At 62.3% G+C, this 25,361-nt stretch carries 27 protein-coding genes; 13 read left to right on the plus strand and 14 right to left on the minus strand.

Annotated elements, in window-relative coordinates; all coding sequences use genetic code 11:
* Window positions 1-158 precede the first annotated feature (158 nt).
* Together CKW29_RS12655 and CKW29_RS12660 are read left to right on the plus strand one after the other, a co-directional pair.
* Window positions 159-1,004: a MoxR family ATPase gene (locus CKW29_RS12655; RefSeq protein WP_093413295.1), complete on the plus strand. Its 846-nt coding sequence runs from the start codon at window positions 159-161 to the stop codon at window positions 1,002-1,004.
* A gap of 33 nt (window positions 1,005-1,037) precedes the next feature.
* Complete coding sequence (locus tag CKW29_RS12660; protein WP_095080245.1) at window positions 1,038-2,216, plus strand: VWA domain-containing protein; 1,179 nt, start codon at window positions 1,038-1,040, stop codon at window positions 2,214-2,216.
* Window positions 2,217-2,291: 75 nt separating this feature from the next.
* Here the strand turns inward: CKW29_RS12660 and CKW29_RS12665 are convergent, their stop codons facing one another.
* From CKW29_RS12665 to CKW29_RS12680, 4 genes are all read right to left on the minus strand, one after another.
* Complete coding sequence (locus CKW29_RS12665) at window positions 2,292-3,209, minus strand: biotin-dependent carboxyltransferase family protein (protein ID WP_095148611.1); 918 nt, start codon at window positions 3,207-3,209, stop codon at window positions 2,292-2,294.
* Window positions 3,206-3,910: a 5-oxoprolinase subunit PxpB gene (pxpB, locus tag CKW29_RS12670; RefSeq protein WP_095148612.1), complete on the minus strand. Its 705-nt coding sequence runs from the start codon at window positions 3,908-3,910 to the stop codon at window positions 3,206-3,208. Before pxpB ends, CKW29_RS12665 begins: the two co-directional genes overlap by 4 nt.
* Complete coding sequence (locus CKW29_RS12675) at window positions 3,907-4,659, minus strand: 5-oxoprolinase subunit PxpA (protein WP_095148613.1); 753 nt, start codon at window positions 4,657-4,659, stop codon at window positions 3,907-3,909. The genes pxpB and CKW29_RS12675 overlap by 4 nt, the downstream gene beginning before the upstream one ends.
* Window positions 4,660-4,730: 71 nt before the next feature.
* A complete protein-coding gene (locus CKW29_RS12680; protein ID WP_095148614.1) occupies window positions 4,731-6,023 on the minus strand; it encodes an MFS transporter in 1,293 nt (430 codons plus the stop codon).
* A gap of 141 nt (window positions 6,024-6,164) precedes the next feature.
* Here CKW29_RS12680 and CKW29_RS12685 point away from each other — a divergent pair, with 141 nt between their 5' ends.
* From CKW29_RS12685 to CKW29_RS12700, 4 genes are all read left to right on the plus strand, one after another.
* Window positions 6,165-7,094 (plus strand): LysR family transcriptional regulator, encoded by a 930-nt coding sequence (locus CKW29_RS12685; RefSeq protein ID WP_095148615.1) that lies wholly within the window; start codon window positions 6,165-6,167, stop codon window positions 7,092-7,094.
* A gap of 108 nt (window positions 7,095-7,202) precedes the next feature.
* Window positions 7,203-9,125 (plus strand): IucA/IucC family siderophore biosynthesis protein, encoded by a 1,923-nt coding sequence (locus CKW29_RS12690; protein ID WP_095148616.1) that lies wholly within the window; start codon window positions 7,203-7,205, stop codon window positions 9,123-9,125.
* On the plus strand, window positions 9,115-10,326 hold the full coding sequence (locus tag CKW29_RS12695) for an MFS transporter (RefSeq protein WP_095145587.1): 1,212 nt from the start codon (window positions 9,115-9,117) through the stop codon (window positions 10,324-10,326). The genes CKW29_RS12690 and CKW29_RS12695 overlap by 11 nt, the downstream gene beginning before the upstream one ends.
* A gap of 14 nt (window positions 10,327-10,340) precedes the next feature.
* On the plus strand, window positions 10,341-12,452 hold the full coding sequence (locus CKW29_RS12700; RefSeq protein WP_095145586.1) for a TonB-dependent receptor: 2,112 nt from the start codon (window positions 10,341-10,343) through the stop codon (window positions 12,450-12,452).
* 55 nt (window positions 12,453-12,507) lie between these two features.
* On the opposite strand, the gene CKW29_RS12705 is transcribed toward CKW29_RS12700, so the two are convergent.
* Genes CKW29_RS12705 through CKW29_RS12715 form a run of 3 tightly spaced genes read right to left on the minus strand, consistent with a single transcriptional unit; the run spans window position 12,508 to window position 14,367 of the window.
* Window positions 12,508-13,050 carry a DUF2937 family protein gene (locus CKW29_RS12705; protein WP_095145585.1) on the minus strand — a complete coding sequence of 181 codons (543 nt, stop codon included), beginning with the start codon at window positions 13,048-13,050 and terminating at the stop codon, window positions 12,508-12,510.
* A 12-nt stretch (window positions 13,051-13,062) separates the two neighbouring features.
* Window positions 13,063-13,839 (minus strand): class II glutamine amidotransferase, encoded by a 777-nt coding sequence (locus CKW29_RS12710; RefSeq protein ID WP_095148617.1) that lies wholly within the window; start codon window positions 13,837-13,839, stop codon window positions 13,063-13,065.
* 30 nt (window positions 13,840-13,869) lie between these two features.
* A complete protein-coding gene (locus CKW29_RS12715; RefSeq protein ID WP_095145583.1) occupies window positions 13,870-14,367 on the minus strand; it encodes an MFS transporter in 498 nt (165 codons plus the stop codon).
* A 100-nt stretch (window positions 14,368-14,467) separates the two neighbouring features.
* Between CKW29_RS12715 and CKW29_RS12720 the strand changes: the two genes are divergently transcribed.
* Window positions 14,468-16,522: a S9 family peptidase gene (locus tag CKW29_RS12720; RefSeq protein ID WP_095148618.1), complete on the plus strand. Its 2,055-nt coding sequence runs from the start codon at window positions 14,468-14,470 to the stop codon at window positions 16,520-16,522.
* A 134-nt stretch (window positions 16,523-16,656) separates the two neighbouring features.
* Window positions 16,657-17,130, plus strand: coding sequence for a cyclic nucleotide-binding domain-containing protein (locus tag CKW29_RS12725; protein WP_095080260.1), 474 nt, complete (start codon window positions 16,657-16,659; stop codon window positions 17,128-17,130).
* On the opposite strand, the gene CKW29_RS12730 is transcribed toward CKW29_RS12725, so the two are convergent.
* Window positions 17,127-17,417: a hypothetical protein gene (locus CKW29_RS12730; protein ID WP_095145580.1), complete on the minus strand. Its 291-nt coding sequence runs from the start codon at window positions 17,415-17,417 to the stop codon at window positions 17,127-17,129. The genes CKW29_RS12725 and CKW29_RS12730 overlap by 4 nt on opposite strands.
* A gap of 99 nt (window positions 17,418-17,516) precedes the next feature.
* Here CKW29_RS12730 and CKW29_RS12735 point away from each other — a divergent pair, with 99 nt between their 5' ends.
* The 4 genes from CKW29_RS12735 to CKW29_RS12750 all read left to right on the plus strand — a co-directional run bounded on the left by CKW29_RS12735 (window position 17,517) and on the right by CKW29_RS12750 (window position 19,726).
* Complete coding sequence (locus CKW29_RS12735; RefSeq protein ID WP_095148619.1) at window positions 17,517-18,203, plus strand: spermidine synthase; 687 nt, start codon at window positions 17,517-17,519, stop codon at window positions 18,201-18,203.
* A gap of 48 nt (window positions 18,204-18,251) precedes the next feature.
* Window positions 18,252-18,629 carry a YajD family HNH nuclease gene (locus tag CKW29_RS12740; protein ID WP_095080263.1) on the plus strand — a complete coding sequence of 126 codons (378 nt, stop codon included), beginning with the start codon at window positions 18,252-18,254 and terminating at the stop codon, window positions 18,627-18,629.
* Window positions 18,630-18,811: 182 nt separating this feature from the next.
* A complete protein-coding gene (locus CKW29_RS12745; protein WP_095080264.1) occupies window positions 18,812-19,282 on the plus strand; it encodes an RNA methyltransferase in 471 nt (156 codons plus the stop codon).
* 78 nt (window positions 19,283-19,360) lie between these two features.
* Window positions 19,361-19,726, plus strand: a complete 366-nt coding sequence (locus CKW29_RS12750) for a DUF2892 domain-containing protein (protein ID WP_095145578.1) — start codon at window positions 19,361-19,363, stop codon at window positions 19,724-19,726.
* A gap of 32 nt (window positions 19,727-19,758) precedes the next feature.
* Here the strand turns inward: CKW29_RS12750 and CKW29_RS12755 are convergent, their stop codons facing one another.
* Window positions 19,759-20,988 carry a hypothetical protein gene (locus CKW29_RS12755; protein ID WP_095148620.1) on the minus strand — a complete coding sequence of 410 codons (1,230 nt, stop codon included), beginning with the start codon at window positions 20,986-20,988 and terminating at the stop codon, window positions 19,759-19,761.
* Window positions 20,989-21,027: 39 nt separating this feature from the next.
* Window positions 21,028-21,477 (minus strand): YcgN family cysteine cluster protein, encoded by a 450-nt coding sequence (locus CKW29_RS12760; protein WP_095145576.1) that lies wholly within the window; start codon window positions 21,475-21,477, stop codon window positions 21,028-21,030.
* 279 nt (window positions 21,478-21,756) lie between these two features.
* Between CKW29_RS12760 and CKW29_RS12765 the strand changes: the two genes are divergently transcribed.
* Complete coding sequence (locus CKW29_RS12765; protein WP_095148621.1) at window positions 21,757-22,350, plus strand: nitroreductase family protein; 594 nt, start codon at window positions 21,757-21,759, stop codon at window positions 22,348-22,350.
* Between the two features lie 69 nt (window positions 22,351-22,419).
* Here CKW29_RS12765 and CKW29_RS12770 read toward each other — a convergent pair whose 3' ends face one another.
* From CKW29_RS12770 to CKW29_RS12785, 4 genes are all read right to left on the minus strand, one after another.
* Window positions 22,420-23,352: a D-2-hydroxyacid dehydrogenase gene (locus tag CKW29_RS12770; RefSeq protein WP_095145574.1), complete on the minus strand. Its 933-nt coding sequence runs from the start codon at window positions 23,350-23,352 to the stop codon at window positions 22,420-22,422.
* Window positions 23,353-23,475: 123 nt separating this feature from the next.
* A complete protein-coding gene (locus CKW29_RS12775) occupies window positions 23,476-23,769 on the minus strand; it encodes a YcgL domain-containing protein (protein ID WP_095145573.1) in 294 nt (97 codons plus the stop codon).
* Window positions 23,766-24,899, minus strand: a complete 1,134-nt coding sequence (gene rnd / locus CKW29_RS12780) for a ribonuclease D (RefSeq protein WP_095145572.1) — start codon at window positions 24,897-24,899, stop codon at window positions 23,766-23,768. Before rnd ends, CKW29_RS12775 begins: the two co-directional genes overlap by 4 nt.
* Window positions 24,900-25,017: 118 nt before the next feature.
* Complete coding sequence (locus tag CKW29_RS12785) at window positions 25,018-25,323, minus strand: hypothetical protein (RefSeq protein ID WP_095145571.1); 306 nt, start codon at window positions 25,321-25,323, stop codon at window positions 25,018-25,020.
* Window positions 25,324-25,361 lie beyond the last annotated feature (38 nt).

Raw genomic sequence — 25,361 nt, forward strand, 5'->3', positions numbered from 1 at the left:
AGTAACCCTGACCGAGTCAACATGTGACGCCCCATTCAGAGACTGAATAAGCCGTCTGCGTTCACAGTCGACCGGGCACCGCGTTATAGTCGGGCATTACATTTTATTTCGCCCGCCCTGCCCGGTGCTGGTCGGCGTCACCGTTCGAGGAATTACCGATGAAGTTCGAAGGCACCCGTGCATACGTCGCCACCGATGACCTGAAGCTGGCGGTCAACGCCGCCATCACCCTGGAGCGGCCATTGCTGGTCAAGGGCGAGCCGGGCACCGGCAAGACCATGCTCGCCGAGCAACTGGCCGAGTCCTTTGGCGTCAAGCTGATTACCTGGCACATCAAGTCCACCACCAAGGCCCACCAGGGTCTGTACGAGTACGACGCGGTCAGCCGCCTGCGCGACTCGCAACTGGGTAACGAGAAGGTCCACGACATCCGCAACTACCTGAAAAAGGGCAAGCTGTGGGAAGCCTTCGAGTCGGATGAGCGCGTGATCCTGTTGATCGACGAAATCGACAAGGCCGACATCGAGTTCCCCAACGACCTGCTGCAAGAACTCGACAAGATGGAGTTCTACGTTTACGAGATCGACGAGACCATCAAGGCCAAGCAGCGCCCGATCATCATCATTACCTCCAACAATGAAAAAGAGCTGCCCGACGCCTTCCTGCGCCGCTGCTTCTTCCACTACATCGCCTTCCCGGACCGCACCACCCTGCAAAAGATCGTCGACGTGCACTACCCGGACATCAAGAAGGACTTGGTCAGCGAAGCGCTGGACGTGTTCTTCGACGTGCGCAAAGTGCCGGGCCTGAAGAAAAAGCCATCGACCTCCGAACTGGTGGACTGGCTGAAACTGCTGATGGCCGACAACATCGGTGAAGCGGTGCTGCGCGAGCGCGATCCGACCAAGGCCATCCCGCCGCTGGCCGGCGCCCTGGTCAAGAACGAACAAGACGTGCAATTGCTTGAGCGCTTGGCGTTCATGAGCCGTCGCGGCACGCGTTAAGCCCTCGGTTCAACAAGAGCGAGGGCGATAGCCATGCTGCTTAACCTGTTCAATGAAATGCGCGCCGCCAAGGTACCGGTGTCGGTGCGCGAGCTGCTGGACCTGATCAACGCGCTGAAACAGCGCGTGACCTTCGCCGACATGGACGAGTTCTATTACTTGTCGCGGGCGATTCTGGTGAAGGACGAGCGGCATTTCGACAAGTTCGACCGGGCTTTCGGCGCCTACTTCAATGGCCTGGAAAAACTCGACGACCACCTGCAGGCACTGATCCCCGAGGACTGGCTGCGCAAGGAATTCGAGCGTTCGCTGACCGATGAGGAACGGGCGCAGATCCAGTCCCTGGGCGGCCTGGACAAGCTGATCGAAGAGTTCAAGAAACGCCTGGAAGAACAGAAGGAACGCCATGCCGGTGGCAACAAGTGGATCGGCACCGGCGGCACCAGCCCGTTCGGCTCCGGCGGCTTCAACCCGGAAGGCATCCGGGTGGGCGATGCCGGCAAGCGCCAGGGCCGTGCGGTCAAGGTCTGGGATCAGCGCGAATACAAGAACCTCGACGATCAGGTCGAGCTGGGGACGCGCAACATCAAGGTGGCCCTGCGCCGACTGCGCAAGTTTGCCCGCCAGGGCGCCGCGGACGAACTGGACATCGACGGCACCATCGACCACACCGCCCGCGATGCCGGCCTGCTGAACATCCAGATGCGTCCGGAACGCCGCAACAACATCAAGTTGTTGCTGCTGTTCGACATCGGCGGCTCGATGGATGCCCATGTGAAGATCTGCGAGGAGCTGTTCTCGGCCTGCAAGACCGAGTTCAAGCACCTGGAGTACTACTACTTCCACAACTTCGTCTACGAGTCGGTGTGGAAGAACAACATGCGCCGTGGCTCGGAGCGCACCTCGACCATGGACTTGCTGCACAAGTACGGCGCCGACTACAAAGTGATTTTCGTCGGTGACGCCGCGATGGCGCCTTACGAAATCACCCAGCCCGGTGGCAGCGTCGAACACTGGAACGAAGAAGCCGGCTACGTCTGGATGCAGCGGTTCATGGAAAAGTACAAGAAGCTCATCTGGATCAACCCGTACCCGAAAGACACTTGGGGCTATACCAGTTCGACCAACATCGTTCGCGACCTGATCGAAGACCAGATGTACCCGCTGACCTTGCGCGGGCTGGAAGAAGGGATGCGGTTTCTTTCCAAGTAAACCAGCCGTACCACCTGACCTGATACTGATCGTTCCCATGCAGAGCACGGGAACGATCATTGTGGGCTGCGGTGTCTAGATAAACCGCTGCAAATACTCGACATGCTGCCGGTGCGCCGTTTCCTGCACCACCGGCGCCAAGCGCACCTGCTGCCCCGGCAAACACTGCGCCAGCCGCGCCAATGACAGTGGCGTCAATGCCCCCAGCCGTGGATACCCGCCAATGGTCTGCCGATCATTGAGCAGCACGATCGGCTGCCCGTCCGGTGGGACCTGGACCGCCCCCAGCGGGATGCCTTCGGAGATCATCGGCTGGCCCTGATACTGCAACGCAGGTCCCAGCAAACGAATCCCCATGCGATCGCCGCGACTGTCCAGGATCCAGCCGCTGTTGAAGGCATCAAACAGGCTCTGGCCACTGAACTGGCCATGTTGCGCACCGAGCACCAGATCCAGCGGTTGTTGCCGGGTGAAGTCGGGGCGCTGGTCACGCGGGACCTCGCGCAAGGTCTGCCCCTGCCCCGAGTAAGTCAGCTCTGCGCCCTTGGCCAGGGGACGACCAAAACCATCCAGACCACCCAGTTCCTCACGCACCACCGTTGCACAACTGCCCAGCACCGCCGGGGCGTTGAAACCGCCAGGTGCCGCCAGGTACGCACGGGCACCGAGCAACGGTGACGTGAACTGCAAACGCTGGCCTTTACGCAGGTGGAAACTGCGCCATGGCGCCAGCGACTGGCCCTCCAGCAGCGCCCCAAGATCTGCCCCTGCCAGCGCCAGGCAGCAATCCTCCTGCGCCTCCAGTGTCAGCCCGCCGAGGGTGATTTCAATCACCGCGGCGTCCATGGCGTTGCCCAGCAAGTTGTTGGCCCAGGACATCGACAGCCAGTCCGCCGCCCCACCCTGAGTAACGCCCAGGTGCCGCACGCCGAAGCGGCCAGCATCCTGCAACAGGCACAGCGGGGTGCTGGCCTCAACGGTCAAGCGGCTCATGCCACCACCTCCAGCGGCGTATCGTCGCCGCCCAGATTGACGAACTCTGCATGGCTGACCGCTTCGAAGCGCACCCGGTCTCCCGGTTGCATCAGGCTGTAGCCATCACGCCCACGGTCGAACAGCCTGGCCGGGGTACGACCGATCAGGTTCCAGCCACCGGGGGACTCCACCGGATAGGCGGCGGTCTGCCGCTCGGCGATCCCCACACTCCCGGCTGCCACACGCTTGCGCGGCGTACTCAGACGCGGCGCGGCCAACGCCTCTTCGACCAACCCCATAAAGGCAAAGCCTGGGGCAAACCCCAAGGCGAACACCTGATACTCACGCCCGCTGTGGCGGCGAATCACCTCCTCCACCGCCAGGCCGCTGCGTTGCGCCAGCAGACTCAGCTCAGGCCCGACACTGGGGTCATACCAGACCGGCAACACATGACACTGGCCGCCCGCCTGCGTATCGGGCTTGAGCTCGATCAACGCTTGGGCGATGAGCTCACGCGCCTGGGCGGGGCTCAACGCCAGCAGATCGTAATGCACCATCAGCGTCGTGTAGGACGGCACCAGATCGATCAAATGCGCGCCAAAACCTTCGCGCAATCGCGCACAGGCCGCGAGCATCCAGGGCATGTTGGTTTCGGCAATTTCATCGAACAAACGCACCATCAAGCAATCGATCGCCACCACTTCAACCCGTGGCTTCATAGCGCGTCCTGCTGATTCAATGCCTCGCGGATACGCTGCACGGCCGCCACGGAACTGGCGTTGTCACCGTGCACGCACAAGGTGTTGGCCTGCAGCCGCAAGGCACTTCCGTCGCTGGCGACAAGGTTGCCACCGCGGGCGATGGTCAGCGCCTGCTCGATGATGACCGCAGGGTCGTGATGCACCGCGCCTGGCTGTTGCCGCGACACCAGGCGTCCGGCGCTGTCATAGGCCCGATCGGCGAACGCTTCGAACCACAGCGTCACGCCATACTCGTCACCGATCAACTGTGCCGCGCTGTTGTCGCGGGTCGCCATCAACATCAACGGCAGTTGCCGGTCATACGCGGCGACCGCCTGAATCACTGCCCGCAACTGTGCGGGGTTGGCCATCATGTCGTTGTACATCGCTCCGTGGGGTTTGACGTAGCTGACGCGAGCGCCCTGGGCACGGCAAATGCCGTCCAGTGCGCCGATCTGGTAATGCAGCAGGTCCTGCAGTTCTTGCGCGCTGTACGCCATCGAACGCCGGCCAAACCCCACCAGGTCCTGATAGGCCGGATGGGCACCGATTTGTACGCCATGGCTCAATGCCAGGCTGACGGTCTTGCGCATGATGCTTGGGTCACCGGCGTGGAAACCGCAGGCAATGTTGGCGCAATCAATGAATGGCATCACTTCTGCGTCCAGACCCATGGTCCAGCTGCCAAAGCTTTCGCCGATGTCGCAGTTCAATAACAGGCGGCTCACAGTGAGTGCTCCTGTGGAATTTTGTCATTTTAACCGAGGGGAGCTTTACAGCAGCCCCCGTCGATTGACCGTTACTGCGCCTCGAGTTGCTTGCCACGGGTTTCCGGCAGGCTCAACGCCGCCAGGATCACCACGCCGTAAGACACCGCCGCGAACGCACCGATACCGACACTCAGTGGCACGGTCTGGCTGAGCAGGCCGATCAGCAGCGGGAACAGTGCCGCCAGTGCGCGCCCTACGTTGTAGCAAAAGCCCTGGCCTGAACCACGAATCCGGGTGGGGAACAGCTCGGTCAGGAATGCGCCCATGCCGCTGAAAATCCCGGAGGCAAAGAACCCCAGCGGAAAGCCCAGCCAGAGCATGACACCGTTGCTGACTGGCAGCTGGGTGTAGAGCAGGACAATGGTGAACGAGCCCACGGCGAACAAAATGAAGTTCTTTTTGCGCCCGAGAATGTCGGTCAGGTAGGCGCTGATCACATAGCCGACGTAAGACCCGACAATCACCATCGCCAGATAGCCGCCGGTGCCCAGCACGCTCAGTCCACGTTCGTTTTTCAGGAAGGTCGGCAACCAGGAGGTAATCGCGTAGTACCCGCCCAAGGCACCGGTGGTCAGCAGGGACGCACGCAAGGTGGTGCTGAGCATGCCGGGGGCGAAGATCTCGTAGAACTTCGACGGGTTGCTCGGCTCCTGCCTGGCCTTGGCTTCGCGGTAGATTTCCGGGTCCTTGACCAGGCGGCGAACGAAGATCACGAACACCGCTGGCACAATGCCGAGCAGGAACAGCGCGCGCCAGGCATCTTCCGGCGGCAGGATCGAAAACAGTATCGCGTAGAGAATCGCCGTCAGGCCCCAGCCCAGGGCCCAGCCTGACTGCACCATGCCCACCGCCTTGCCGCGGTCCTTGGCGCGGATCACTTCGCCGATCAGCACCGCGCCCGCCGTCCACTCACCACCAAAGCCGAAGCCCATCAGGGTCCGGGCGATCAGCAGTTGTTCGTAGTTTTGCGCAAAGCCGCAGAGGAAGGTGAAGAAGGCAAACCACAGCACGGTCAGTTGCAGGGTGCGCACGCGACCGATACGGTCGGACAGAATCCCGGCCACCCAACCACCAATGGCCGAGGCGATCAGCGTACTGGTGTGGATCAGCCCGGCTTCGCCCGTGGTGATCCCCCACATGGCGATCAGCGTCGGTACCACGAAGCTGAGCATCTGGGTGTCCATGCCATCCAGGCCATAACCGATCTTGCAGCTCCAGAACGTACGCCGCTCCTGCTGGTTGATATTGCGGTACCAGTCAAAGGGACCGGGGCGGCTCAAGGCCTTGTCCTGGGCGACAGAGGTCGTGTCGGGCGCACTCATGGCGAATCTCCAGCTGATTTTTATTGGTATTGTGATGAACGCCAACGACGCATATCGTGGGTCTGGCGCATTTTTCGACGACAGCCCCCTGCCCGTCCAACTAATAAAACCCCCGCCAAGGCATAAGAAAAAGTTGATCCCATGAACCTCAAATTCCTTGAAACCTTTGTCTGGGTCGCCCGACTGAAAAGTTTTCGCCTGACCGCCGACAAACTCTTCACCACCCAGGCCTCGATTTCCAGCCGCATCGCGGTGCTGGAAAGCGAGCTGGGGGTGAAGCTGTTTCTGCGCGACTCACGGGGCGTGAAGCTGACGCCCGAAGGCTTGAAGGTGCTCGACTACGCCGAGCAGATGATGGACACCATGCAAGCGCTCAAGCAGTCCCTGGAAACCCGCTCCAGCAAGGCCGGACGGGTGCGCATCGGTGTGATGGACACAGTGATTCATACCTGGCTCAGCCCGCTGGTGGCGCAGATCACCGATCACTACCCGCAGCTGGAAATCGAACTGGTCGCCGATACGTCACTGAACCTCTGCGACCAGCTGCAAAAAGGCTTTCTGGACCTGATCCTGCAAACCGACCTGTTGCGCCAGGAAAGTGTGCGCAGCCTGGACCTGGCCAGCCACCCGATGGGCTGGATCGTTGCCAGCCACTCGATCTACAACCGCGACTACACCAGCGTGGCGGAACTGGGTCACGAGCGCATCATCACCTACTCGAAAAACTCCCACCCCCATCAAGACGTGCTCAGCCTGATGCAGGCCAACGGAGTGTCCAGCCCACGACTCAGTTGTGTGAACTCGGTGTCGGCGATCACCCGATTGCTGCGAGACGGCTTCGGTATCGGCGCGCTGCCGCCGGTACTGGTCAGAGAAGAACTGGCCCGCAGCGAATTGACCTTGCTGGCGATCGAGCAGCGGCCACCGAATCTGCAGGTGGTCGTGTCCTGGCGGGTTGGCGCGGAGTGGGTCGAGGAAATCGTGACTTTGTGCCAGCACGTGGTGGAGCGCTATGCGCAGGAGGTGGGTGAGCAATACATGGTATTGAGCAAACCCCTGGACAGAATCTGAGAGGCTCATCCTGCATACAATTAGGAATTGATATCATTTGCATTAATTTTTTAATTCGGTATTCTCAGCGCGCTTTCAGTCAACCACAGCCTCAAGGAACAGGGCCTGATGCGCGCCTATACGCAAAAACAACAGCAGTTGCTCTCTCGCTGGAGCGAAGCCCTCGGCACCGAGGCGTTCCAGTCCCACCGCATCACCCTCGATCATTTGTGCAATGCCCTGGATCCCGCCGCCCAACGCAGCTTCCAACGCCTGATCCAGGCGCTGTTTCGCGAAGGCCTGATCACCCCTGATGTTTGCCGGTTCGACGACAATAACCGCTGCTGGCTGCCGCTTGGCGACGGTTCGCAACTCTGCTTCGATCACCTGTCCGGTACACGGATGAACAGTTGGGACGTGCGCGGCAGCATCGTCCTGCACACCCCCGACCGCCAACCGCACAAGATCCAGTTGCCCAGCGAACTGCTCGCTCTCCTCGGCACGCTGCTCACCCCGTCCGCCTCCCCGCAGGTCCTGGAACGCCTGGCCCTGGAGCTGGATGACAGCTTCAGCAACGACACACTGTGCCTGGCGTTCCACCATGGCTGGACCGAGCGCCTGAGAGAGCAAATCGGCGCCGGGTACGACAACAATCTGCTGGCTTGGCTCCACGCCAGTCCCGGGCACCCGAACCCGACATCGCTGCTCGAACAGTGGGGCACGCTCGGCCATCCGTGGCACCCGAACTACAAGACCAAACTGGGCTTGAGCGCCGCTCAGGTCATCGCGTTCTCGCCCGAGTTCGAAGCGAGTTTTCCGATCGTGTTGTGCGCCCTGCACCGCCAGTACGCCCACGTCGAAGCGCTGGCTGGCACCGCCGACTACTGGGACTGGTGGCAAGGCCACTTCCCCCAGGCCGCCGAACAATTACAGCACCACTTGCACCAGCGGGGCCTGGACGTAGCGGACTACCTACCGCTGCCGTCGCACCCCTGGCAAGCCCATGAGGAACTGCCGCACTCGTTCGCCAACGAGATCGCGGACAACCTGCTGATCATCACTGACATCGTCGCCTTCACCGGCCACCCGACCATGTCCTTCCGCACGGTTGTACCCGAGGCCAGCCGTGTTGCGCCGATGGTCAAGCTGCCCGTGGCGTTGCGCCTGACCAGCGTGCAACGCACGGTGTCGCCACGCTCGGCCCGGATGGGGCCGCGCATCAGCCAGTTGATGCTGCAGATTCTCGACCAGGAGCCACAGATTCAGCGCCTGCTGAACATCGTGCCGGAGCGCATCGGCGTGCATTACGCCGCACAACCGGTAGACGAGGAACGTTCCCGGCATGCCGGCGTGTTGTACCGTGACAACCCTCTGACGCTGCTGCAAGCAGGCGAGTTGGCGGTACCGGTCGGCAGCCTGTTCGCCGTCAACGAATTCGAACAACCGCTGCTGCGTGATTGGGTCCAACTGGCTCAGGGTCGCGATGACAGCGAGGCCATGCTGGCGTTCTTCGATGATTACCTGTCGATTGCCGTGCCGGCGCTGCTGGACATCTACCTGATGTATGGCGTGGCGTTCGAAGCCCACCAGCAAAACAGCTTCATGGTGATGGGTGCTGACGGTCAGTTGAATCGTCTGTTGTTGCGTGATTTCGGTGACATTCGCATCGATCGCAAGACCCTGCACGCCCAGGGCCTGGATATCCAGTTGCACGATCCGAAAATGACCCTGTACGACGACGCAGGTTTTGTCCGCGACAAGCTCCTGCACACCACGTTCATGTGCCACTTGGGTGAACTGACATTGCTCTGTGCCCGCCACTGGAATGTGTCGCAAAGCATCCTTTGGGATCGCCTGGCAACGCAGGTTGCACAGTGTTTCGACAGCGTGCGCGAGCGCGTCGAACCGGCACGCTGGGAAAGCGAACGCCAGGCCTTGCTGGAGCAGGACTGGCCGGCAAAGTCGTTCATGCGCATGCGCTTGCTCGACAGTCATGCCGACATTGTCGGACGCCTCAGCAACCCACTGCGAGCTAGCGCCGATGCTCGCTGACGGGCGTGCATTGAGACTGCTGATCGTCATCCAGTTTGTCTCCATGGGCGCCATGGAAATGAGCGGCCCGTTCTGGCCCTTGCAGATCCAGCATCTGCTCGGGCCAGAGGGTGCTGGCTACACCGCGCTGCTATCGGCACTCGTCTATGCCGGCCCGATGCTCGCGGCCATGCTCCTGACACCCGCGTGGGGTCGCCTGGGCGACCGCACCGGGCACAAGCCGATGATCATTCGTGCGTTGCTGGCGCTGGCGCTCTGCCAAGGGCTCGCGGCCATCACCCACGACCCCTGGTTGCTGGTGGCCATTCGCGTGATGCAAGGCGCACTGGCCGGCTTCCTCGCAGCGGCTCAAGCCTATGCCCTGGCCTGCTGCGACAGCTCCCGGCGGGGCCATACCCTGGCGCGCCTGCAATCGGCGACCGCCGTCGGCTCGTTGATCGGCCCGGTGCTGGGCGGCTGGCTGATGGACGTCTCGGGCTTCGCCTTGCTCTGTTACGGCGCAACGGCGATTTGCCTGTTATGCGCGCTGGGCAGTTTTTTCCTGCCGGCCGACAAGGCGCGGGCCTCGCAGAAAAAAACCGTTGCGTCAGTGGCCCTGCCCAAAGGCTGGCTGAGTGCAATCTTGTTGGTGATCGTGTTGATCCAGGCCGCGAAGATGATCCCGCAGCCTTTCTACGCCCTGTACGTCGCCAACATCCTGCACGCACCGGGCTGGCTGATCGGCGCCACCTACGCCGCAAGTGCCGCCACCCTGGCGATTTCCGCACCGCTGTGGGGGCGTTTGTTCGACCGCTGGCAACCGGCCTATACCTTGCGCGTCATCGAGGGTGTCGCCTGGCTGTGTGCCCTGACGCTGGCCGCCACGGCACTGGCCAACGAATGGCTGGGGTTTCTCGCCAGCCGCCTGGTCTGGGGCATCTGGCAAGGCGCCCTGCTTCCCGTCGCCTATGCATTGATCGCCAATACCGTTTGCGCCAGCCAGCAGGGTTTTGCCCTCGGCCTGGGCAACAGCGCGGCCAAGGCCGGTGCCTTGCTCGGCACTGTGCTCGGCGGAATCGGCATGGGCGTGATCGGCCTGGCCCACAGCTTCTGGCTGGTGGCCCTGACCTACGCACTGGCCGCCCTCGGAATCCGTTGGGTGCGGGCATTCACCGTGACACCCGCTCCCACACCTTTATCTACCCACGCTAATCAAAACTAGAAAAAGACGACCTCATGACCCGAACCAAACTCTCATTGCTGATTCCGTTGCTCGGTGGCTTCAGTGCTCACAGCTGGGCCGATGACACCGAACAGCAGTCCGGCGCCCTGAACATGCAAGCCACTGTCGTTTCCGCGACCCGCAGTGAAGCGAGCATTGCCTCGATCCCGGGCTCGGTCCAGGTGATCGACGAACAGCAAATCCGCGAGCAGAGCGGCGCGGGTCGTCGGGTCTCCGACATTCTTGGGCAATTGGTTCCCGGCCTTGCACCGTCCACCGGCGGGATGAGCAACTACGGCCAGACCTTGCGCGGGCGCAGCGTGCTGGTCTTGATCGACGGTGTGTCGCAGAACGCCACGCGCGACAATTTCCGCCAGCTCAACAGCATCTCCCCGGCCAGCATCGAACGCATCGAAGTGGTCTCCGGTGCCAGCAGTGTCTACGGTGCCGGCGCTTCAGGCGGCATCATCAACATCATCACCAAGCGCAATCAGGGCCAGGAAGCTGCCTACAGCAGCAAACTGGGCATGACCACTGGCAACAACTTCAACCGCAAAGGCTTCGCCTACGAAGCCTTCCAGAGTGCCACCGGGCGCAAGGATGCCCTGGACTGGTATGTGTCCGCCGACCTGACGCAACGCAACGATCAGTTCGACGGCAACGGTGACCGCATCCCTCAAGACACCTCCCAGGGCAGCAGCATGGACACCGAGACCTATGACCTGCAAGGTCGTTTCGGTTACGAGCTGGACGAGAACAAGAAAGTCAGCCTGTCGCTGCAGGACTACAAGGACGAACAGGACACCGGCTACACCAAGGACCCGAAAAACAAGCAGGAAGCCGTCGCGATCAAAGGGCTGAACCTCGACGACCAGCCCTATACCCATAACCAGGCCGTCAATCTCAATTACACCGACAAGGACTTCCACGGTCAGGGCCTGCAACTGGAAAGCTACTGGCGCCGCGCTGACGCACTGTTTTTCCCTGACGTGTCGCGGGGCTACGCTGGCGTCTCCGACAACAACAGCGTGCAGAATGTCTACGGCCTGCGCGCCGCCATTGATACACCGCTGCCGGCCATTGGCAGTGCCACGGGCAATCTGGTCTGGGGTGCCGACTACGATAACGAGCGCTCCACCCAGCGGGGTGACCAGTACAGTGTCAAGGGCCTGGACTACACCAAGACCGGCACCACCTTTGAACTGGGCCCGGATACCGAGACCACCACCAAGGCCATCTACGGGCAAATGTCCTGGGACATCGCCGACTGGACCGTGCGCGGCGGCATTCGCCGTGAATGGATCGAAAGCGACGTCTCCGACAGCATCGCCTATGGCGAGATCGTCCAGACCGGCAATTATGCGACGCTGCCCGGCGAAACCCTCAAGTACGACGCTACCCTGTACAACCTGGGGGCGGTCTATCACCTGAGTGAGAACCAGGACGTTTTCGTCAATTACAGCCAGGGTTTTTCGCTGCCGGATATCCAGCGTTTCCTGCGTGACGTGAACAGCTCCTTTAACATCCAGACCCTCGACGCCCAGGCCATCAAGGTCGACAGCTACGAGCTGGGCTGGCGTGGCGACTGGGACCAATGGCAAGCCGACGTCACCGTGTATGAAAACACCTCGGACGTGACCCAGTTCTACGATGCCAATGAGCGCGTATTGCGCCTGATCGATCAGAAAGAACGGGTTCGCGGCATCGAAAACAGCTTGACCTACCGCGCGACCGATCGCTGGTCGGTGGGGGGCACTTATGCCTGGGCCAAGGGCGAGACCCAGCAGAACGGCAAATGGATCGACCTGCCGGCCACGCGTATCTCACCCGCCAAGACCACGCTGTTCGTCGGTTATACCGAGGACGATTACACCCTGCGCCTGCAAGGCATGCAGCTGGCCAGCTACGACGCAGCCCTCAAGGATGACAACGGACGCGACATCGATGGCTACACCCTGGTGGACCTGCTCGGCTCCGTGGAACTGCCGGTCGGCCGTCTGGAAGGTGGGGTATTCAACCTGACCGATCGCAACTACCAGAACCTGTACGCCCAGTCCAACGCCAAGGCTCCCTATGCCAACGCCGAAGGCCGTACGTTCAGCATGAGCTACTCGCTCGACTGGTAAACCTTCGCCCGCGCAGGAACTGCTTCCTGCGCGGGCGACTGGCTTTTCTTCGGCATTACAAGCCGCGTAAATCCCGCTCTTCGATCGGCCGGCTCTGGCGCAGGCGCTTGCCGCCCAGCACCACCCAGTCGATCAGGCGGAACAGGCATTCCAGGCCGAACGACAGCAACATCGCCCCACCCAGCCCCCAGCCCATGGCTTCGGGGGTCAGCAGGATCTGGTAGCTGTAGCCGTTCCAGGTTTCCTTGCGAATGTCCGGGTCGGCGGCCAGGACCACCTGCAGGAAGCGGATGTACCACGGGCCCTGCATGGCCTGGAACTGTTTATCCAGCGCCAGTTGCCGGGTCAACAGGGTGTTCAGGCTGTCGGCATCGCTGCGAAATACCGGGTCTTCACTGGCGCGGTAATGGGCCACCAATGCTTGCAGGTCACCCTTGAAAAACTGCTCGGCCGTGCCCTGAAAACCCCGCAGGCCGGTCTGCGCTTCGATCAGGTGCGCCTCGACCCGCTTGGCGTAATCATTGATGAACCCCGGTACCTGCACCCCCACCAACAGGCCGACGGCAAACAACACCAGGCGCAAATAACTGAGCAACATATCGGTTGTTCCTTATTCGGTCTTGCCCTGGCTGACGCATTCACCGCGTCGCCACAGGCTCCATTGGCCCGGTTCGTAGCGAGTCCAGGTTTCGTTTTCGGTCAAGGGTTCGGTGGCAATCACCGTTACCACGTCGTTGGGCGTGGTTTCGGCCTGGAAGTCGACGATCACGTCCACGTCCTTCAAGCGTGCCGGACCAAAGGGGGCGCGCCGGGTGATCTGGGCCAGCTTGGTCGAGCAATAGCAGAACAGCCAGTCGCCGTCGCTCAACAGGCAATTGAATACGCCCTGGCTGCGGTACTCGGCGCAGGCCGCCACCAGGCTCGGCAACAACTGTTCGACCTCCACGGGCTCCGGGAAGGCTTCGCGCACTCGGTTGAGCAGGTCGCAGAACGCCGCTTCGCTGTCGGTGTCGCCGATCGGCCGGTAGAAACTCACTGCGGGCTGGAAATCGGCGAGCTGGCCGTTGTGGGCAAAACACCAGTTGCGCCCCCATAGCTCGCGCACGAACGGGTGGGTGTTGGACAGGCAGACCTTGCCGACGTTGGCCTGGCGGATATGCCCGATCACCACTTCGCTCTTGATCGGATAGCGTTGCACCAACTGCGCCACTTCCGAGTCGCAACTGGCGGCCGGGTCCTGGAACACGCGCAGGCCACGACCTTCATAGAAGCCGATACCCCAACCGTCCCGGTGCGGGCCGGTCCGACCGCCACGCTGCATCAGCCCGGTGAAGCTGAACACGATATCGGTCGGTACATTGGCGCTCATGCCCAATAATTCACACATGCCGGGACTCTCGCTTCAATGCCGGGGCCATCAAAGGCGGGGTTCGACTCGCGAACGCTGGGGGTTGCTCGGCACAGGGGGGCGACCATAACGATCATCGCCGGCACCGCCGAAGGGTTGGTCATCGTCGGGGTCAGAGGCGCGGGCGGCGGCGTTCGCGGCGGCGGCCTGTTCTTTGCGCGCGTTGGCGGCGCGCTCGATGGGGAAACGGATGAACACGAATATCAGGTAGATACCCAGGGCGATCATGCCGTACATGAACAGGTCGGAAATGGCCCGCCAGGCGTTGTTCCCCACCTTGAACAACAAGTCCAGGGCGGTGATGGCGATGGCCGGTGCGAACTTTTCCTTCACCGGGTCGATGATGGTCGGGCTGAACAACAGCACCGCCACGATCAGGCGCAGCGGCTCGCGCAGCCAGCGCCACATCCAGCGGGTCATGCGCATCCACACCAACAGGCAGCCCAAAGCGGCAAAGGCGTAAAGGCCCCAAGCGATCAGATAGTCGTTCTCGGTCATGGTGTCCATGGCATGGCAGGCAAAGAGGCGCTTATGATAACGGCTTTTCGCGGATCAGGCTGCCCCGCTGTCCGTGAAGCCCCTTTTGCACACCGTCCGAGAGCCCCACATGCCCCGATCCGCCCACGTTTGCAGCGCCCCGATTGCCCGCAAGGCCGACGGTGATGACCCATACGCCTGGCTGCAGGAACGGGACACAGCCCCCGTGCTGGACTACCTCAAGGCCGAAAACGACTACCAGGAAGCCCAACTGGCCGATCAGGCCGGGCTGCGCGAAACCCTGTTCAATGAAATAAAGGGCCGGATTCTCGAAACCGATCTGTCGCTGCCGTCTCCGTGGGGGCCGTACCTGTACTACACCCGTACCATCGCCGGCGACGAGTATGCCCGGCACTACCGCTGCCCGCGCCCGGCCGACGATAGCCTGCAGGTCGATGAAAGCCGGGAGCAGTTGCTGCTCGACCCCAACGAGCTGGCCAATGGCGGCTTCTTCTCGCTGGGCGCCTTCAGCATCAGCCCGGACCACCAGCGCCTGGCGTACAGCCTGGACACCATCGGCGACGAGACCTACACCTTGTTCGTCAAGGAGCTGTCCAACGGCAAGGTCAGCGAGCTGGCGTTCGAGGACTGCGATGGCAGCATGACCTGGGCCAACGACAGCCTGACGCTGTTCTTCGCTGAACTGGACGAGACCCATCGCCCGCACAAACTGTTTCGCTATCGCCTCGACGGCACGGCTGCCGAAGAAGTCTTCCATGAACCGGACGGGCGGTTTTTCCTGCACTGCTATCGATCGAGCTCCGAGCGCCAGTTACTGCTGTCCCTGGGCAGCAAGACCACCAGTGAAGTCTGGGCCCTGGATGCCACACAGCCGCAGCAGGCCTTCACATGCCTGGCGCCGCGGATTGAAGACCACGAGTACGACGTCGACCACGGCAAGCTCGACGACCAGTGGACCTGGCTGATTCGCAGCAATCGCGACGGCATCAACTTTGCCCTGTACCAGGCCGTCGACACCGGCGTGGCGCCGACCCAGGACGACTGGCAAAACCTGATCCCCCACAGCGACACGGTGATGCTCGACGGCATGAGCCTGAACGCCACGGCCATGACCCTGAGCCTGCGTGAAGGGGGGCTGCCGATCATCGAAGTTCACCCTCAGGGGCTGCCGACCTACCGGGTGCAGTTACCGGACGCTGCCTACAGCCTGCACGTGCACAACAGCCTGGAATTTGCCAGCGAGCGGATCCGCCTGCGCTACGAGGCGTTGAATCGCCCGGCGCAGGTGCGTCAGCTGGAACTGGCCAGCGGCGAGCAGAAAGTCCTCAAGGAAACGCCTGTGCTTGGCCCTTTCGATGCCGATGCCTACATCAGCCAGCGCCTGTGGGCGACCGCGCCCGACGGCACGCAGGTTCCCATCAGCCTGGTGGTCAAGCGTGACCGGCTCGGCCAGCCGACGCCCCTCTACCTCTATGGTTATGGCGCCTACGGTGAAAGCCTCGATCCCTGGTTCTCCCATGCGCGCCTGAGCCTGCTCGATCGCGGCGTGGCCTTTGCCATTGCCCACGTGCGTGGCGGTGGTGAGCTGGGCGAAGCCTGGTACCGCGCCGGCAAGCAGGAGCACAAGCAGAACACCTTCAGCGACTTTATCGCCTGTGCCGAACACTTGATTGCCAACGGCTACACCACCTCGTCACAACTGGCGATCAGCGGTGGCAGTGCCGGCGGGCTGTTGATCGGCACGGTGCTCAACCAACGCCCGGAGCTGTTCGCGGCGGCCATTGCCGAAGTGCCCTTCGTCGATACCCTCAACACCATGCTCGACCCGGACCTGCCACTGACCGTCACCGAGTACGACGAGTGGGGCAACCCGCAGGAGCCGCATGTGTATGAGCGGATCAAGGCCTATGCGCCCTACGAAAACGTCAGCGCCCAGGCCTACCCGGCCACGCTGGTGATCGCCGGCTACAACGACAGCCGCGTGCAGTACTGGGAAGCCGCCAAGTGGGTGGCCAAATTGCGCGCCAGCAAAACCGACGACAACCTGCTCCTGCTCAAGACCGAACTGGGTGCCGGCCACGGCGGGATGAGCGGGCGCTATCAAGGATTACGTGACGTAGCCCTCGAATACGCATTTGTCTTCAAGGTACTGGGGATCGCCTGAGGAACTCCGCCCGCTGGCGCTGATACGAGACATTTGCCAATGTGGAGCGAGCCGGGAAAGCCCGCTCCTGCAGGCGATAGAGGGTTATCCCCTGATCAAGCCCCGCAACAGACACAAGAAAAGACATTGACGACATGCCAGAACCACGCTCACTGAACACCGAAATTCGCGACTGGCTGATGGACTGCGGCCTGTTCGATCAACTGCAACTGGCCGACTTCACGGCCGCTGCCGGCTACTTCAGCATCAGCACCATTGCCCAGGGCGAAGAAATCTTCCACGAGGGCGATGCCGGCAGCTTCATGTGCATCATTCACTCCGGCCAGGTGGCCGTGCAAAAAACCGGCCATGACGGCCAACAGGTCACCATCGCGACCCTGCGCAGCGGCCGGGCATTTGGCGAGATGGCCGTGCTCGACGGCGAACGGCGCTCGGCCAGTTGCGTGGCGGCGAGTCATTGCCAGTTGCTCAACCTGGGCAAGGATTCCCTGGAAAAGATGCTCAACGACGCGCCGAAGATTGCCGCCAAGATCATCCGCGCCATTGCCGTGTCATTGTCCAGGCGCCTGCGCATGGCCGACGGCCAGCTGCTTTCCCAGCAGATTTAGACGCCTGGGGTCTTGGGTTTGGGCGCAACCTGCTCAAGCCCCGGCAGGGGTTGATCCTTGGGCGGGCCGGGGTTCTTGATCGGCGGCAAAAAGGGAGCTCCACCACTGCCGCCACCGGCCTTGGGCGCTGCGGTCGGGGTAATTTGCGGGTAGGGGGTGGGTGTTGCGGTTCCCGGCGAACCGGGTGCCGCCGAGGGTGTCACCGGGACGGCTTGCATCGCTTGCACCTGCGCCGCACTTATCGAGAGCGCGGCCAACACAATGACCGTTAGAATGGTGCGCTTCATCAATGGCTCCGTTGCCCTGGCTTGTGGCCTCAAGGCTACTCCCAAGCGCGCAGGATTGCCCTGATCAATGACAGCTTTTCCCTTCTCAATGAGAGTCCCATGAAACGTTTCGTTCTGCTCGACACCACCCCGATCCCCGAAAACGGCGGTGCCTTGTGCCTGTTCGAGTACGGCGAAGATTTCGTCATCAAGATCCAGGGCGGCGATGGCGGGCAGTTGATGAACACCCGCATGCACGGTTCCGAAGACGCCCTGGCCGAAATCCCCTGCCGCAAAGTGGCCGGCCGGCCGAACTCGCGGGTGCTGATTGGCGGGCTGGGCATGGGTTTTACCCTGGCCTCGGCCCTCAAGCACCTGGGCAAGAGCGCCGAAGTGATGGTCGCCGAATTGGTGCCGGGCGTGGTGGAGTGGAATCGCGGGCCACTGGGAGAAAAGTCCGGGCGCCCGCTGCTCGACCCACGCACCGTGATCCGCATGGAGGACGTGGCCAAGGTGCTGCAAGCCGAGCCGCAGGGATTCGACGCGATCATGCTCGACGTCGACAACGGCCCCGAAGGCCTGACCCAGAAAGCCAACAGCTGGCTGTACTCGGCGGGCGGCCTGAGCGCCTGCGCCAAAGCCCTGCGCCCTAAAGGCGTACTGGCGGTATGGTCGGCCGGCGCCGACCGGCAGTTTTCCGACAAATTGAAAAAGGCCGGCTTCAAGGCCGAAGAAGTGCAGGTGTTCGCCCACGGCAACAAGGGCACCCGTCACACCATCTGGATTGCCGAGAAGCTCAAGGGCTGAGCTAAACTTGGGTCATAACCGTCATTAGTCTTTTACAAAGGTGAACCCATGAGTTCGTCAACACCTCCGTCCAATACCGCCAAGCTGGACCGCATCCTCGCCGACGCCCAGCGCGACCGGGAAATGGGTTACCGCGACAAGGCCCTGAAGATGTACCCCCACGTCTGTGGACGCTGCGCCCGTGAATTCTCCGGCAAACGCCTGAGCGAGCTGACCGTGCACCACCGCGACCACAACCACGACAACAACCCGCAGGACGGCTCCAACTGGGAGCTGCTGTGCCTGTACTGCCACGACAACGAACACTCGCGCTACACCGACCAGCAATACTTCGGCGACGGCTCCCTGAGCACCCCGAAAATCGCCAAGGCGACCCACAACCCGTTTGCCGCGCTGGCCGGGTTGATGAAAAAAGACGACGAGTAACGTTGATTTGATCGTTCCCACGCGCCCGCGTGGGAATGCATCCCGTGACGCTCTGCGTCACATCCAAAGCGCAACGCCGAGCGTCCCTGGCAGCATTCCCACGCAGAGCGCGGGAACGATCATCTGACCGCCCTCCCCCAATCCCCGTATAATCACGTTTTTTTCCCGAAGGCACCCCGCTCGTGGCAGACAAACGGTACAGCTGCATTGGTTTGTATAACCCCAAATCACCGGAGAACGTTGGCTCGGTGATGCGCGCCGCAGGCTGTTATGGCGTGGCCTCGGTGTTCTACACCGGTAAACGTTATGAGCGCGCCGCCGATTTCGTCACCGACACCAAGAAAGTCCACTACGACATTCCGCTGATCGGCATCGACGACCTGAAAAAGATCCTGCCCCTGGGCTGCGTCCCGGTCGCGGTCGAACTGGTCGAGGGCGCCCGCTCCCTGCCGGAATACACCCACCCGGATCGCGCGCTGTACATCTTCGGCCCGGAAGATGGCTCCCTCGACAAAGAGATCCGCGAGTGGTGCGAAGACGTGGTCTACATCCCGACCACCGGCTGCATGAACCTGGCCGCCACCGTCAATGTGGTGCTCTACGACCGCCTGGCCAAGGGCAACAACACCCGCTCCGGTCCGAAATTTCGCTGACCGGTTGCACCGCCAACGGAACGAGTCGACTGCCTGCGCAGTAAGCTCTCTATCCAGTGCCCCCTGAGGAGACAGATCATGAGCGAGTTCAAACGCGTGGAACCTATCGACCAGGCAGCCGCCACACAGAATGTCCAGGGCTGGGAGCGCATCGGCTCGTTGGCCGGTGGCGTGGTGATGGTGGGCAAGGGCCTGCGCCGTGGTGGACTGTTCGGCCTGGTCCAGGTCGCACTCGGCGGCGTGGCACTGGCACGGGGTATCACCGGCCACAGTTCGGCGAAAAGTTTCCTGGAACAAGGCCGCCGGGACCTGGACAAGGCGCGGGCGAAAATCGAGCGCACCGGTGACGAGCTGAAATCCCTGAAGCCCCACGCAGACGCGCCCACCCACACCGCAACGGTCACCGGCAATGATCCATTGAAGCCGCCTGAAGCCGGGGCTTGAGCAACACCCCATCACCCTGTGTTTGACTCAGGTTATCTGAGCAGCTCGGTATCGAGCACCTTCGACGGCTCGCCGATCACGCTTTCGGCGAGCGCCACGAACGCCTGGGTACTCACCTGCTCCAGGTGCATGGCACCTCGGAGCATGTCGTCCAGCGAACGCTTGTTACGGGTTTTCAGGCGAATCTCGCGATCCAGTTCCTGCAGCAGCAACACCGCCCTGGCGACCTGCGCCGGGCTGGCCTGCTCCCCGCGCAAGGTGCCGGCCTTCTGCCCGAGCGAATGCATCGAGTTCTCCAACACCTGGTACCGTTCATCGCTCATGCCACCGGCACGACGCAACAACTCGATGGCGTAGTACTCGGCAAACCCTTCGCTGATCCAGTCACTGCGGTCCTGGTCGCTGATCCGCCCGAATGTCTGGGTCAACTCGCGGATCAGAGGGCTGCTGCCACTTTCGCTGATCACCGGCAGGCGGCTGTGCAGGTAGATCGACTCATACCCGGCCATGCTACCGCGCCACATCCGGTCCGAGGCGCCAACGATCAACAGCTTGCCGGGATGGCGGGGGTAGAGCGTCTGCACTTGCGGCCAGACAAAGGTCAGCATCGTCAGTACGTCCATCCGACGCATGCCCTGCCCGCGCGGCGAAGCCACCGTCACGTCGGTCTCCCCCAGGCGCGTTCGGCGGCTGCCCAGGTTGCCGGCGAGCATCCAGCCCGTGGGCCGGTCAAACAATCGTGAAACGTTGTCGATGCGAAAGCGGTTCTTGCCGATGCGCGGCCAGGCGGTCTCGACACTCTTCCAGCCGGACGGCAACTCGAACTCCAGGCGCGCCACCAGTTCAACACCGTCACGCTGATCCAGGCGCGCAGCCGGCACCAGCTCGTCACCGCGCATCAACGCCCAACCCGGCGTCATGCGGGTCTCGAAGGCCGCATTCTTGCGTGTATGGCTGATGCGTACGCGGTAGGTCAGGCTGGCCTTGTCGGCCGCCGGACGCCAGACGCCGCGCGCGGCTTTGCCGGGCGCAAGCTGCCACTGGCCATCGGCCTTGAAGTCGCTGTAATGGCTGCCATCACCCAGGTCGAAATCCAGGCTGCGCACGGCCGAGCCCTGGGCCAGCGTCAAGCGCACTTCGGCCTGATCGCTTTGCGGCAGCAAGCGCACGTGGTAATCCAGATTCACTTTCTCGACCGCCCACGCTGGCGACCCCAGCACCAACAGCGACAATGCCGTCGGCAATCGCACCCCTACCGCCATACACACTCCCTCGTGATTCATTCGTACAACGCGCCGGTCTCAACCTGCGCGAAAAATCAGATGATCTTCCCAATCATCTTCCGGCACGCTGCCCTCGGCGAGCATGCGCCCGGACTGCGAGATTCGCTCGTGGTGCACTGCGTCGCGGTCACCACACACCAAGTGGTGCCAGAGCGGCAGGTCCTTGCCCTCACTGACCAGGCGGTAGCCGCAGGTCGGCGGCAACCACTTGAATTGATCGGCCTTGCCCGGCGTGAGCTGGATGCAGTCGGGCACCGAATCGCGACGATTCGGGTAGTCGGTGCACTGGCAGGTTTTCAGGTCCAGCAGTTTGCAGGCGATGCGTGTGTAGTAGACGCTGTTGTCGTCTTCATCTTCGAGTTTTTGCAGGCAGCACAGGCCGCAGCCATCGCACAACGACTCCCACTCCTGCTGATCGAGTTGTTCGAGGGTTTTGCGTATCCAGAAAGGTTCGACTTTGGCGGCCATGGCTCAAGCATCTACATCAGGTGGAGAAAAGGCCGCCAGTCTAGTGCCCGCAGCCCCTTGGGCCAAGCGCTGGCGACTGTCGGTACAAGAGCACTTGTCAGTTTTCAGCCGGCGCAGTAGCTTGGCGGATCGCAGCGGCCCATGCCAGGCTGCCATTAACGCGCTAACGCGTTGCATCACGGTGAATCGCCAAGGGTCCGAAAACCTCACTGCCCCGCTCACCGCGCGCACCGGTTCTACTCAACTGCCCACTCATAAACGTTGCCAGGAAACTTCTTGATGAGCGCCAATCCCCGCGTTGCCGAATACGCCATTGCCCCACAGTTCACCGACCGCTGGTCACCGCGCGCCTTTACCGGCGAAACCATCCCTGAAGAAACCCTGCTGAGCTTCTTCGAAGCCGCGCGCTGGGCACCGTCGGCCTACAACTCGCAACCGTGGCGTTTTCTGTACGCGCGCCGTGATACGCCGAACTGGGAGCGTTACCTGGGTCTGCTGAACGAGTTCAACCGCGGCTGGGCGCAACACGCCTCGGCCCTGGTGATCGTGATCTCGAAAACCACCTTCACCGCCCCGGGCGCCGAGGAAGAGACCCCGGCCCTGTGGCACACCTTCGACACGGGCTCGGCCTGGGGCCACCTGGCCCTGCAAGCGACCCTCAGTGGCTGGCACACCCACGGCATGGCCGGTTTCGACCAGGAGCTGACCCGCAAGGAGCTGAACATTCCGCAAGGCTACGCGCTGCACGCCGCCGTCGCGATCGGCAAGCTGGGTGACAAGGCCACCCTGGCCGAGTACCTGCAGGCCCGTGAAGTGCCAAGCCCGCGCGTGCCGCTGAGCGAACTGGCGGCTGAAGGCGACTTCACCCTGTAAGTCGCGCTGTAAGCCTGTGGCGAGAGGGCTTGTCGGAACGCCCCCTCGCCACATTCGAGCGCCGTGGAGCTAGTAACCCCGCGCGAAATCCACTTCCCCGCGCAGCGCTTCACCGGCCTGATACGCCCGCAGATTCTCGACGAACAGTTGCACCATCATCGACGGTGACGTCGGCGCCGAACTGTGGCCGGTCAGCAAAAGACCCCAGGCGGTCCAGAACGGATGACGCTGCGGCAGCGGCTCCTGACGGCAGACGTCGATCACCGCGCCCGCCAGATGCCCTTCTTTCAAGGCTTCCACTAGATCCGCATCGACCACCGCCACACCGCGTCCGACGTTGATGAACAAGCCGGTCGACTTGAACTGCTTGAACAGCGCGGCGTCATACAGGTCGTGGGTGTTCGGGGTGTTGGGCAACAGGTTGACCACGTAGTCGACTTCCCCCACCAGGCGCCCCAGGTCTTCCAGCCCCGCCACTTCGATGAACGGTGCCTGCTCGCGCGGGGCACTGGCGATACCGTACAGCTTGACGCCAAACGGCAACAGGAACTGCGCCACGCTCTGGCCGATGTCACCGGTCCCGACAATCAGCACCTTGCGCCCGGCCAGGCTCTGGCCCAGACGGTTATCCCACTTGCGCTCGACCTGGCTGACCAGCCGCGCCAGTACTTCACGCTCGTGGCCGAGCATGTAGGTCAGTACGTATTCGGCCATGACCTGGCCAAAAATGCCCACGGCACGGGTCAGCCGGTAGTGACGTGGCAAGCCCTCCGCCAGCAGCGGCGTGATCCCGGCCCAGGTCGACTGCAGCCACTGTGGCTGGTGGCCCTGGCGCAACAGGGTCGCCAGCAGGTCCGGTTGACCGAGCCACACCGGGCAGTCGGCCGCCAGACTGGCCAGCTCGGCAGAGTCGCCGCTGGTCAGTACCTGCAGCTCGGGAGCCGCCTCGCGCAGCAGTTGGGCATACACAGCGTGGTCGTGTTCAGCAATCAGAACGCGCATGGTTCAAACCTTCAAAAACAGTGCACAGGGCCGCCGAGGGCGTATAGCACCTCGGCGGCCCTTGCCAGAAAAATCAATTCCCTTGTTGCCAGAGGCCCTGGACAGAGCCTCTACAGCGGCCGATCACACCGGATCGTTACGGCGCAGCAACTCTTCGGGCAAGTGCTCGATGTACTCGTCTTCGGCCGGCGGCATTTGCAGGTGATAGCCCTGCGTTTCGAGGTTTTCCAGGACCTGCGAGATGTCTTCGCGCGAGAGCTTGCGCTCCGGGCTCAGTACCAGGTCAAAGGCGTGGATCGCCTTGCCGAAAGCCGCCATCAGTGCGTCCGGCACACGCTCCAGTGCATCGCTCTTGAGCACGTAGAGGTACATTTCGTTTTTCTTGGAGCTGCGGTAGATGGAACAAATACGTTTCAAGGCTGTTCTCCGGCAGTGGCCAGGCTGTCGAGCAAGGCCTGGCCCATCAACTCGCGGCGCCAGCCACGCAGCGAGTCAGGCAATTGGTAAGGACCGTTCGGGAAGCCGCTCTTGAGCAGCGCTTCCATGGTTTTCTTGCGTAGCATCAGTTCAGGGGCGATGTTCAACCGCTGCGCCTCTGCCTGACCGAGCGCACGCAGGCGCTTGACCAGCGCTGCCGCTTCGACTGGCAATGGCTCCGGCACGGCTGGCGGCCATTGCTCAGGCGGGACGCTGCCCGCCTGTTTGATCAGGTCCAGCAGAAACTCACCGTCCTGACGCACGGTGCGCGGATGCATGTCTTCAATTTTAGCCAGTGCCGCGAGGTTGTCCGGCTGGGTACGGGCCAGCGGCCACAACGAATGCTCGCGCACGATACGGTTACGCGGCAGGTCGCGGGCACGGGCTTCACGCTCGCGCCAGGCGCAGAGTTCGCGCAGGACCGCGAGTTGCGCGCGCGACAGTTTCCAGGCCAGCTTGGCCTCGCGGTACACCTCATACGGGTCGACTTCGCGGCGCAGGTTGGCCACCAGCTCCGCGCCATCTTCCAGCACCCAGGCGTACTTGTCGTCCGCCAGCTTGGCGCGCAAACGGACGAACACCTCGGCCAGATGCACGGCATCTTCGGCGGCGTAGCTGATCTGGGTCTCCGAGAGCGGGCGTTGCAGCCAGTCCGAACGGGTTTCGCCCTTGGGCAGGTCGATGCCAAGCACCTCCGACACCAGGCGCGAGTAGCCCATGGAGAACCCCAGGTTCAGGTAGGCGGCGGCCAACTGGGTATCGAACAGGGGCTCTGGCAGGCTGCCGGTCAAGCGCAGCAGGACTTCGAGGTCTTCGCTGCAGGCATGCACCACTTTGACCACTGCCGGGTTTTCCAGCAATGCGGCCAGTGGCTGCCAATTGTCGATGGTCAAAGGGTCAATCAGGTAAGCGCGCTCGCCATCACCGATCTGCAGCAGGCCCGCAATCGGATAAAAGGTGTCGACCCGCATGAATTCAGTGTCGAGGGCGACGAACGGCAACTGCTGCCATTGGGCGCAAAACTGACCGAGGCTATCGTTGTCGCGAATCCAGTGAATATCGATGGCCACACGGCTCTCCCTTGAAGAATGGCGCGCAGTATATATCGCCGTCGGCAGTTTCCGCGCCTCCACTGATGCAAGAGCACGAGCGAAATCACTCACCGTGGCGCAAACGCCGTTCGACACATCAGTCCTGAGGGGCTTTGCGCAGCATGTAAATACGCGACGCGGCAAAGCCCGCCAGCCAGTCCCGATGCCTGACGATCTCGAATCCAGCGGCCTTGAACTCGGCCTCGACCGTGCTTTTCCTGACCCGGGGACGCGCCCGCACCAGCGACAGCTTCGCCTGAGCCTGATCGCGCCCCGGCATGAACCCACCATCGAGGCGTACCGAAACAATCACCGTGTCACGACTGACTCGCTGGCACTCTTGCAGCAGGGCCATGTGGTGGTCGGCACGGTCCAGGTACTTGGCGGTTGCGGTGCTACGCACGCACAGGCATGCGCCTGGCGGTAACGCCCGGCGATTTC

Source organism: Pseudomonas sp. Irchel s3a18 (assembly GCF_900187535.1).
Classification (GTDB): Bacteria; Pseudomonadota; Gammaproteobacteria; order Pseudomonadales; family Pseudomonadaceae; genus Aquipseudomonas.

What these genes read in the sequence shown, in the direction of transcription:
- CKW29_RS12750 (WP_095145578.1), top strand. Translation starts at nt 19,361, where the DNA reads ATGAGCGAGTTCAAACGCGTGGAACCTATCGACCAGGCAGCCGCCACA.
- CKW29_RS12770 (WP_095145574.1), bottom strand. Translation starts at nt 23,352, where the DNA reads ATGCGCGTTCTGATTGCTGAACACGACCACGCTGTGTATGCCCAACTG.
- CKW29_RS12740 (WP_095080263.1), top strand. Translation starts at nt 18,252, where the DNA reads ATGAGTTCGTCAACACCTCCGTCCAATACCGCCAAGCTGGACCGCATC.
- CKW29_RS12695 (WP_095145587.1), top strand. Translation starts at nt 9,115, where the DNA reads ATGCTCGCTGACGGGCGTGCATTGAGACTGCTGATCGTCATCCAGTTT.
- CKW29_RS12725 (WP_095080260.1), top strand. Translation starts at nt 16,657, where the DNA reads ATGCCAGAACCACGCTCACTGAACACCGAAATTCGCGACTGGCTGATG.
- CKW29_RS12685 (WP_095148615.1), top strand. Translation starts at nt 6,165, where the DNA reads ATGAACCTCAAATTCCTTGAAACCTTTGTCTGGGTCGCCCGACTGAAA.
- CKW29_RS12665 (WP_095148611.1), bottom strand. Translation starts at nt 3,209, where the DNA reads ATGAGCCGCTTGACCGTTGAGGCCAGCACCCCGCTGTGCCTGTTGCAG.
- CKW29_RS12710 (WP_095148617.1), bottom strand. Translation starts at nt 13,839, where the DNA reads ATGTGTGAATTATTGGGCATGAGCGCCAATGTACCGACCGATATCGTG.
- CKW29_RS12655 (WP_093413295.1), top strand. Translation starts at nt 159, where the DNA reads ATGAAGTTCGAAGGCACCCGTGCATACGTCGCCACCGATGACCTGAAG.
- CKW29_RS12715 (WP_095145583.1), bottom strand. Translation starts at nt 14,367, where the DNA reads ATGGACACCATGACCGAGAACGACTATCTGATCGCTTGGGGCCTTTAC.
- CKW29_RS12705 (WP_095145585.1), bottom strand. Translation starts at nt 13,050, where the DNA reads ATGTTGCTCAGTTATTTGCGCCTGGTGTTGTTTGCCGTCGGCCTGTTG.
- CKW29_RS12765 (WP_095148621.1), top strand. Translation starts at nt 21,757, where the DNA reads ATGAGCGCCAATCCCCGCGTTGCCGAATACGCCATTGCCCCACAGTTC.
- CKW29_RS12660 (WP_095080245.1), top strand. Translation starts at nt 1,038, where the DNA reads ATGCTGCTTAACCTGTTCAATGAAATGCGCGCCGCCAAGGTACCGGTG.
- CKW29_RS12690 (WP_095148616.1), top strand. Translation starts at nt 7,203, where the DNA reads ATGCGCGCCTATACGCAAAAACAACAGCAGTTGCTCTCTCGCTGGAGC.
- CKW29_RS12735 (WP_095148619.1), top strand. Translation starts at nt 17,517, where the DNA reads ATGAAACGTTTCGTTCTGCTCGACACCACCCCGATCCCCGAAAACGGC.
- CKW29_RS12760 (WP_095145576.1), bottom strand. Translation starts at nt 21,477, where the DNA reads ATGGCCGCCAAAGTCGAACCTTTCTGGATACGCAAAACCCTCGAACAA.
- CKW29_RS12700 (WP_095145586.1), top strand. Translation starts at nt 10,341, where the DNA reads ATGACCCGAACCAAACTCTCATTGCTGATTCCGTTGCTCGGTGGCTTC.
- CKW29_RS12680 (WP_095148614.1), bottom strand. Translation starts at nt 6,023, where the DNA reads ATGAGTGCGCCCGACACGACCTCTGTCGCCCAGGACAAGGCCTTGAGC.
- CKW29_RS12755 (WP_095148620.1), bottom strand. Translation starts at nt 20,988, where the DNA reads ATGGCGGTAGGGGTGCGATTGCCGACGGCATTGTCGCTGTTGGTGCTG.
- CKW29_RS12720 (WP_095148618.1), top strand. Translation starts at nt 14,468, where the DNA reads ATGCCCCGATCCGCCCACGTTTGCAGCGCCCCGATTGCCCGCAAGGCC.
- pxpB (WP_095148612.1), bottom strand. Translation starts at nt 3,910, where the DNA reads ATGAAGCCACGGGTTGAAGTGGTGGCGATCGATTGCTTGATGGTGCGT.
- CKW29_RS12730 (WP_095145580.1), bottom strand. Translation starts at nt 17,417, where the DNA reads ATGAAGCGCACCATTCTAACGGTCATTGTGTTGGCCGCGCTCTCGATA.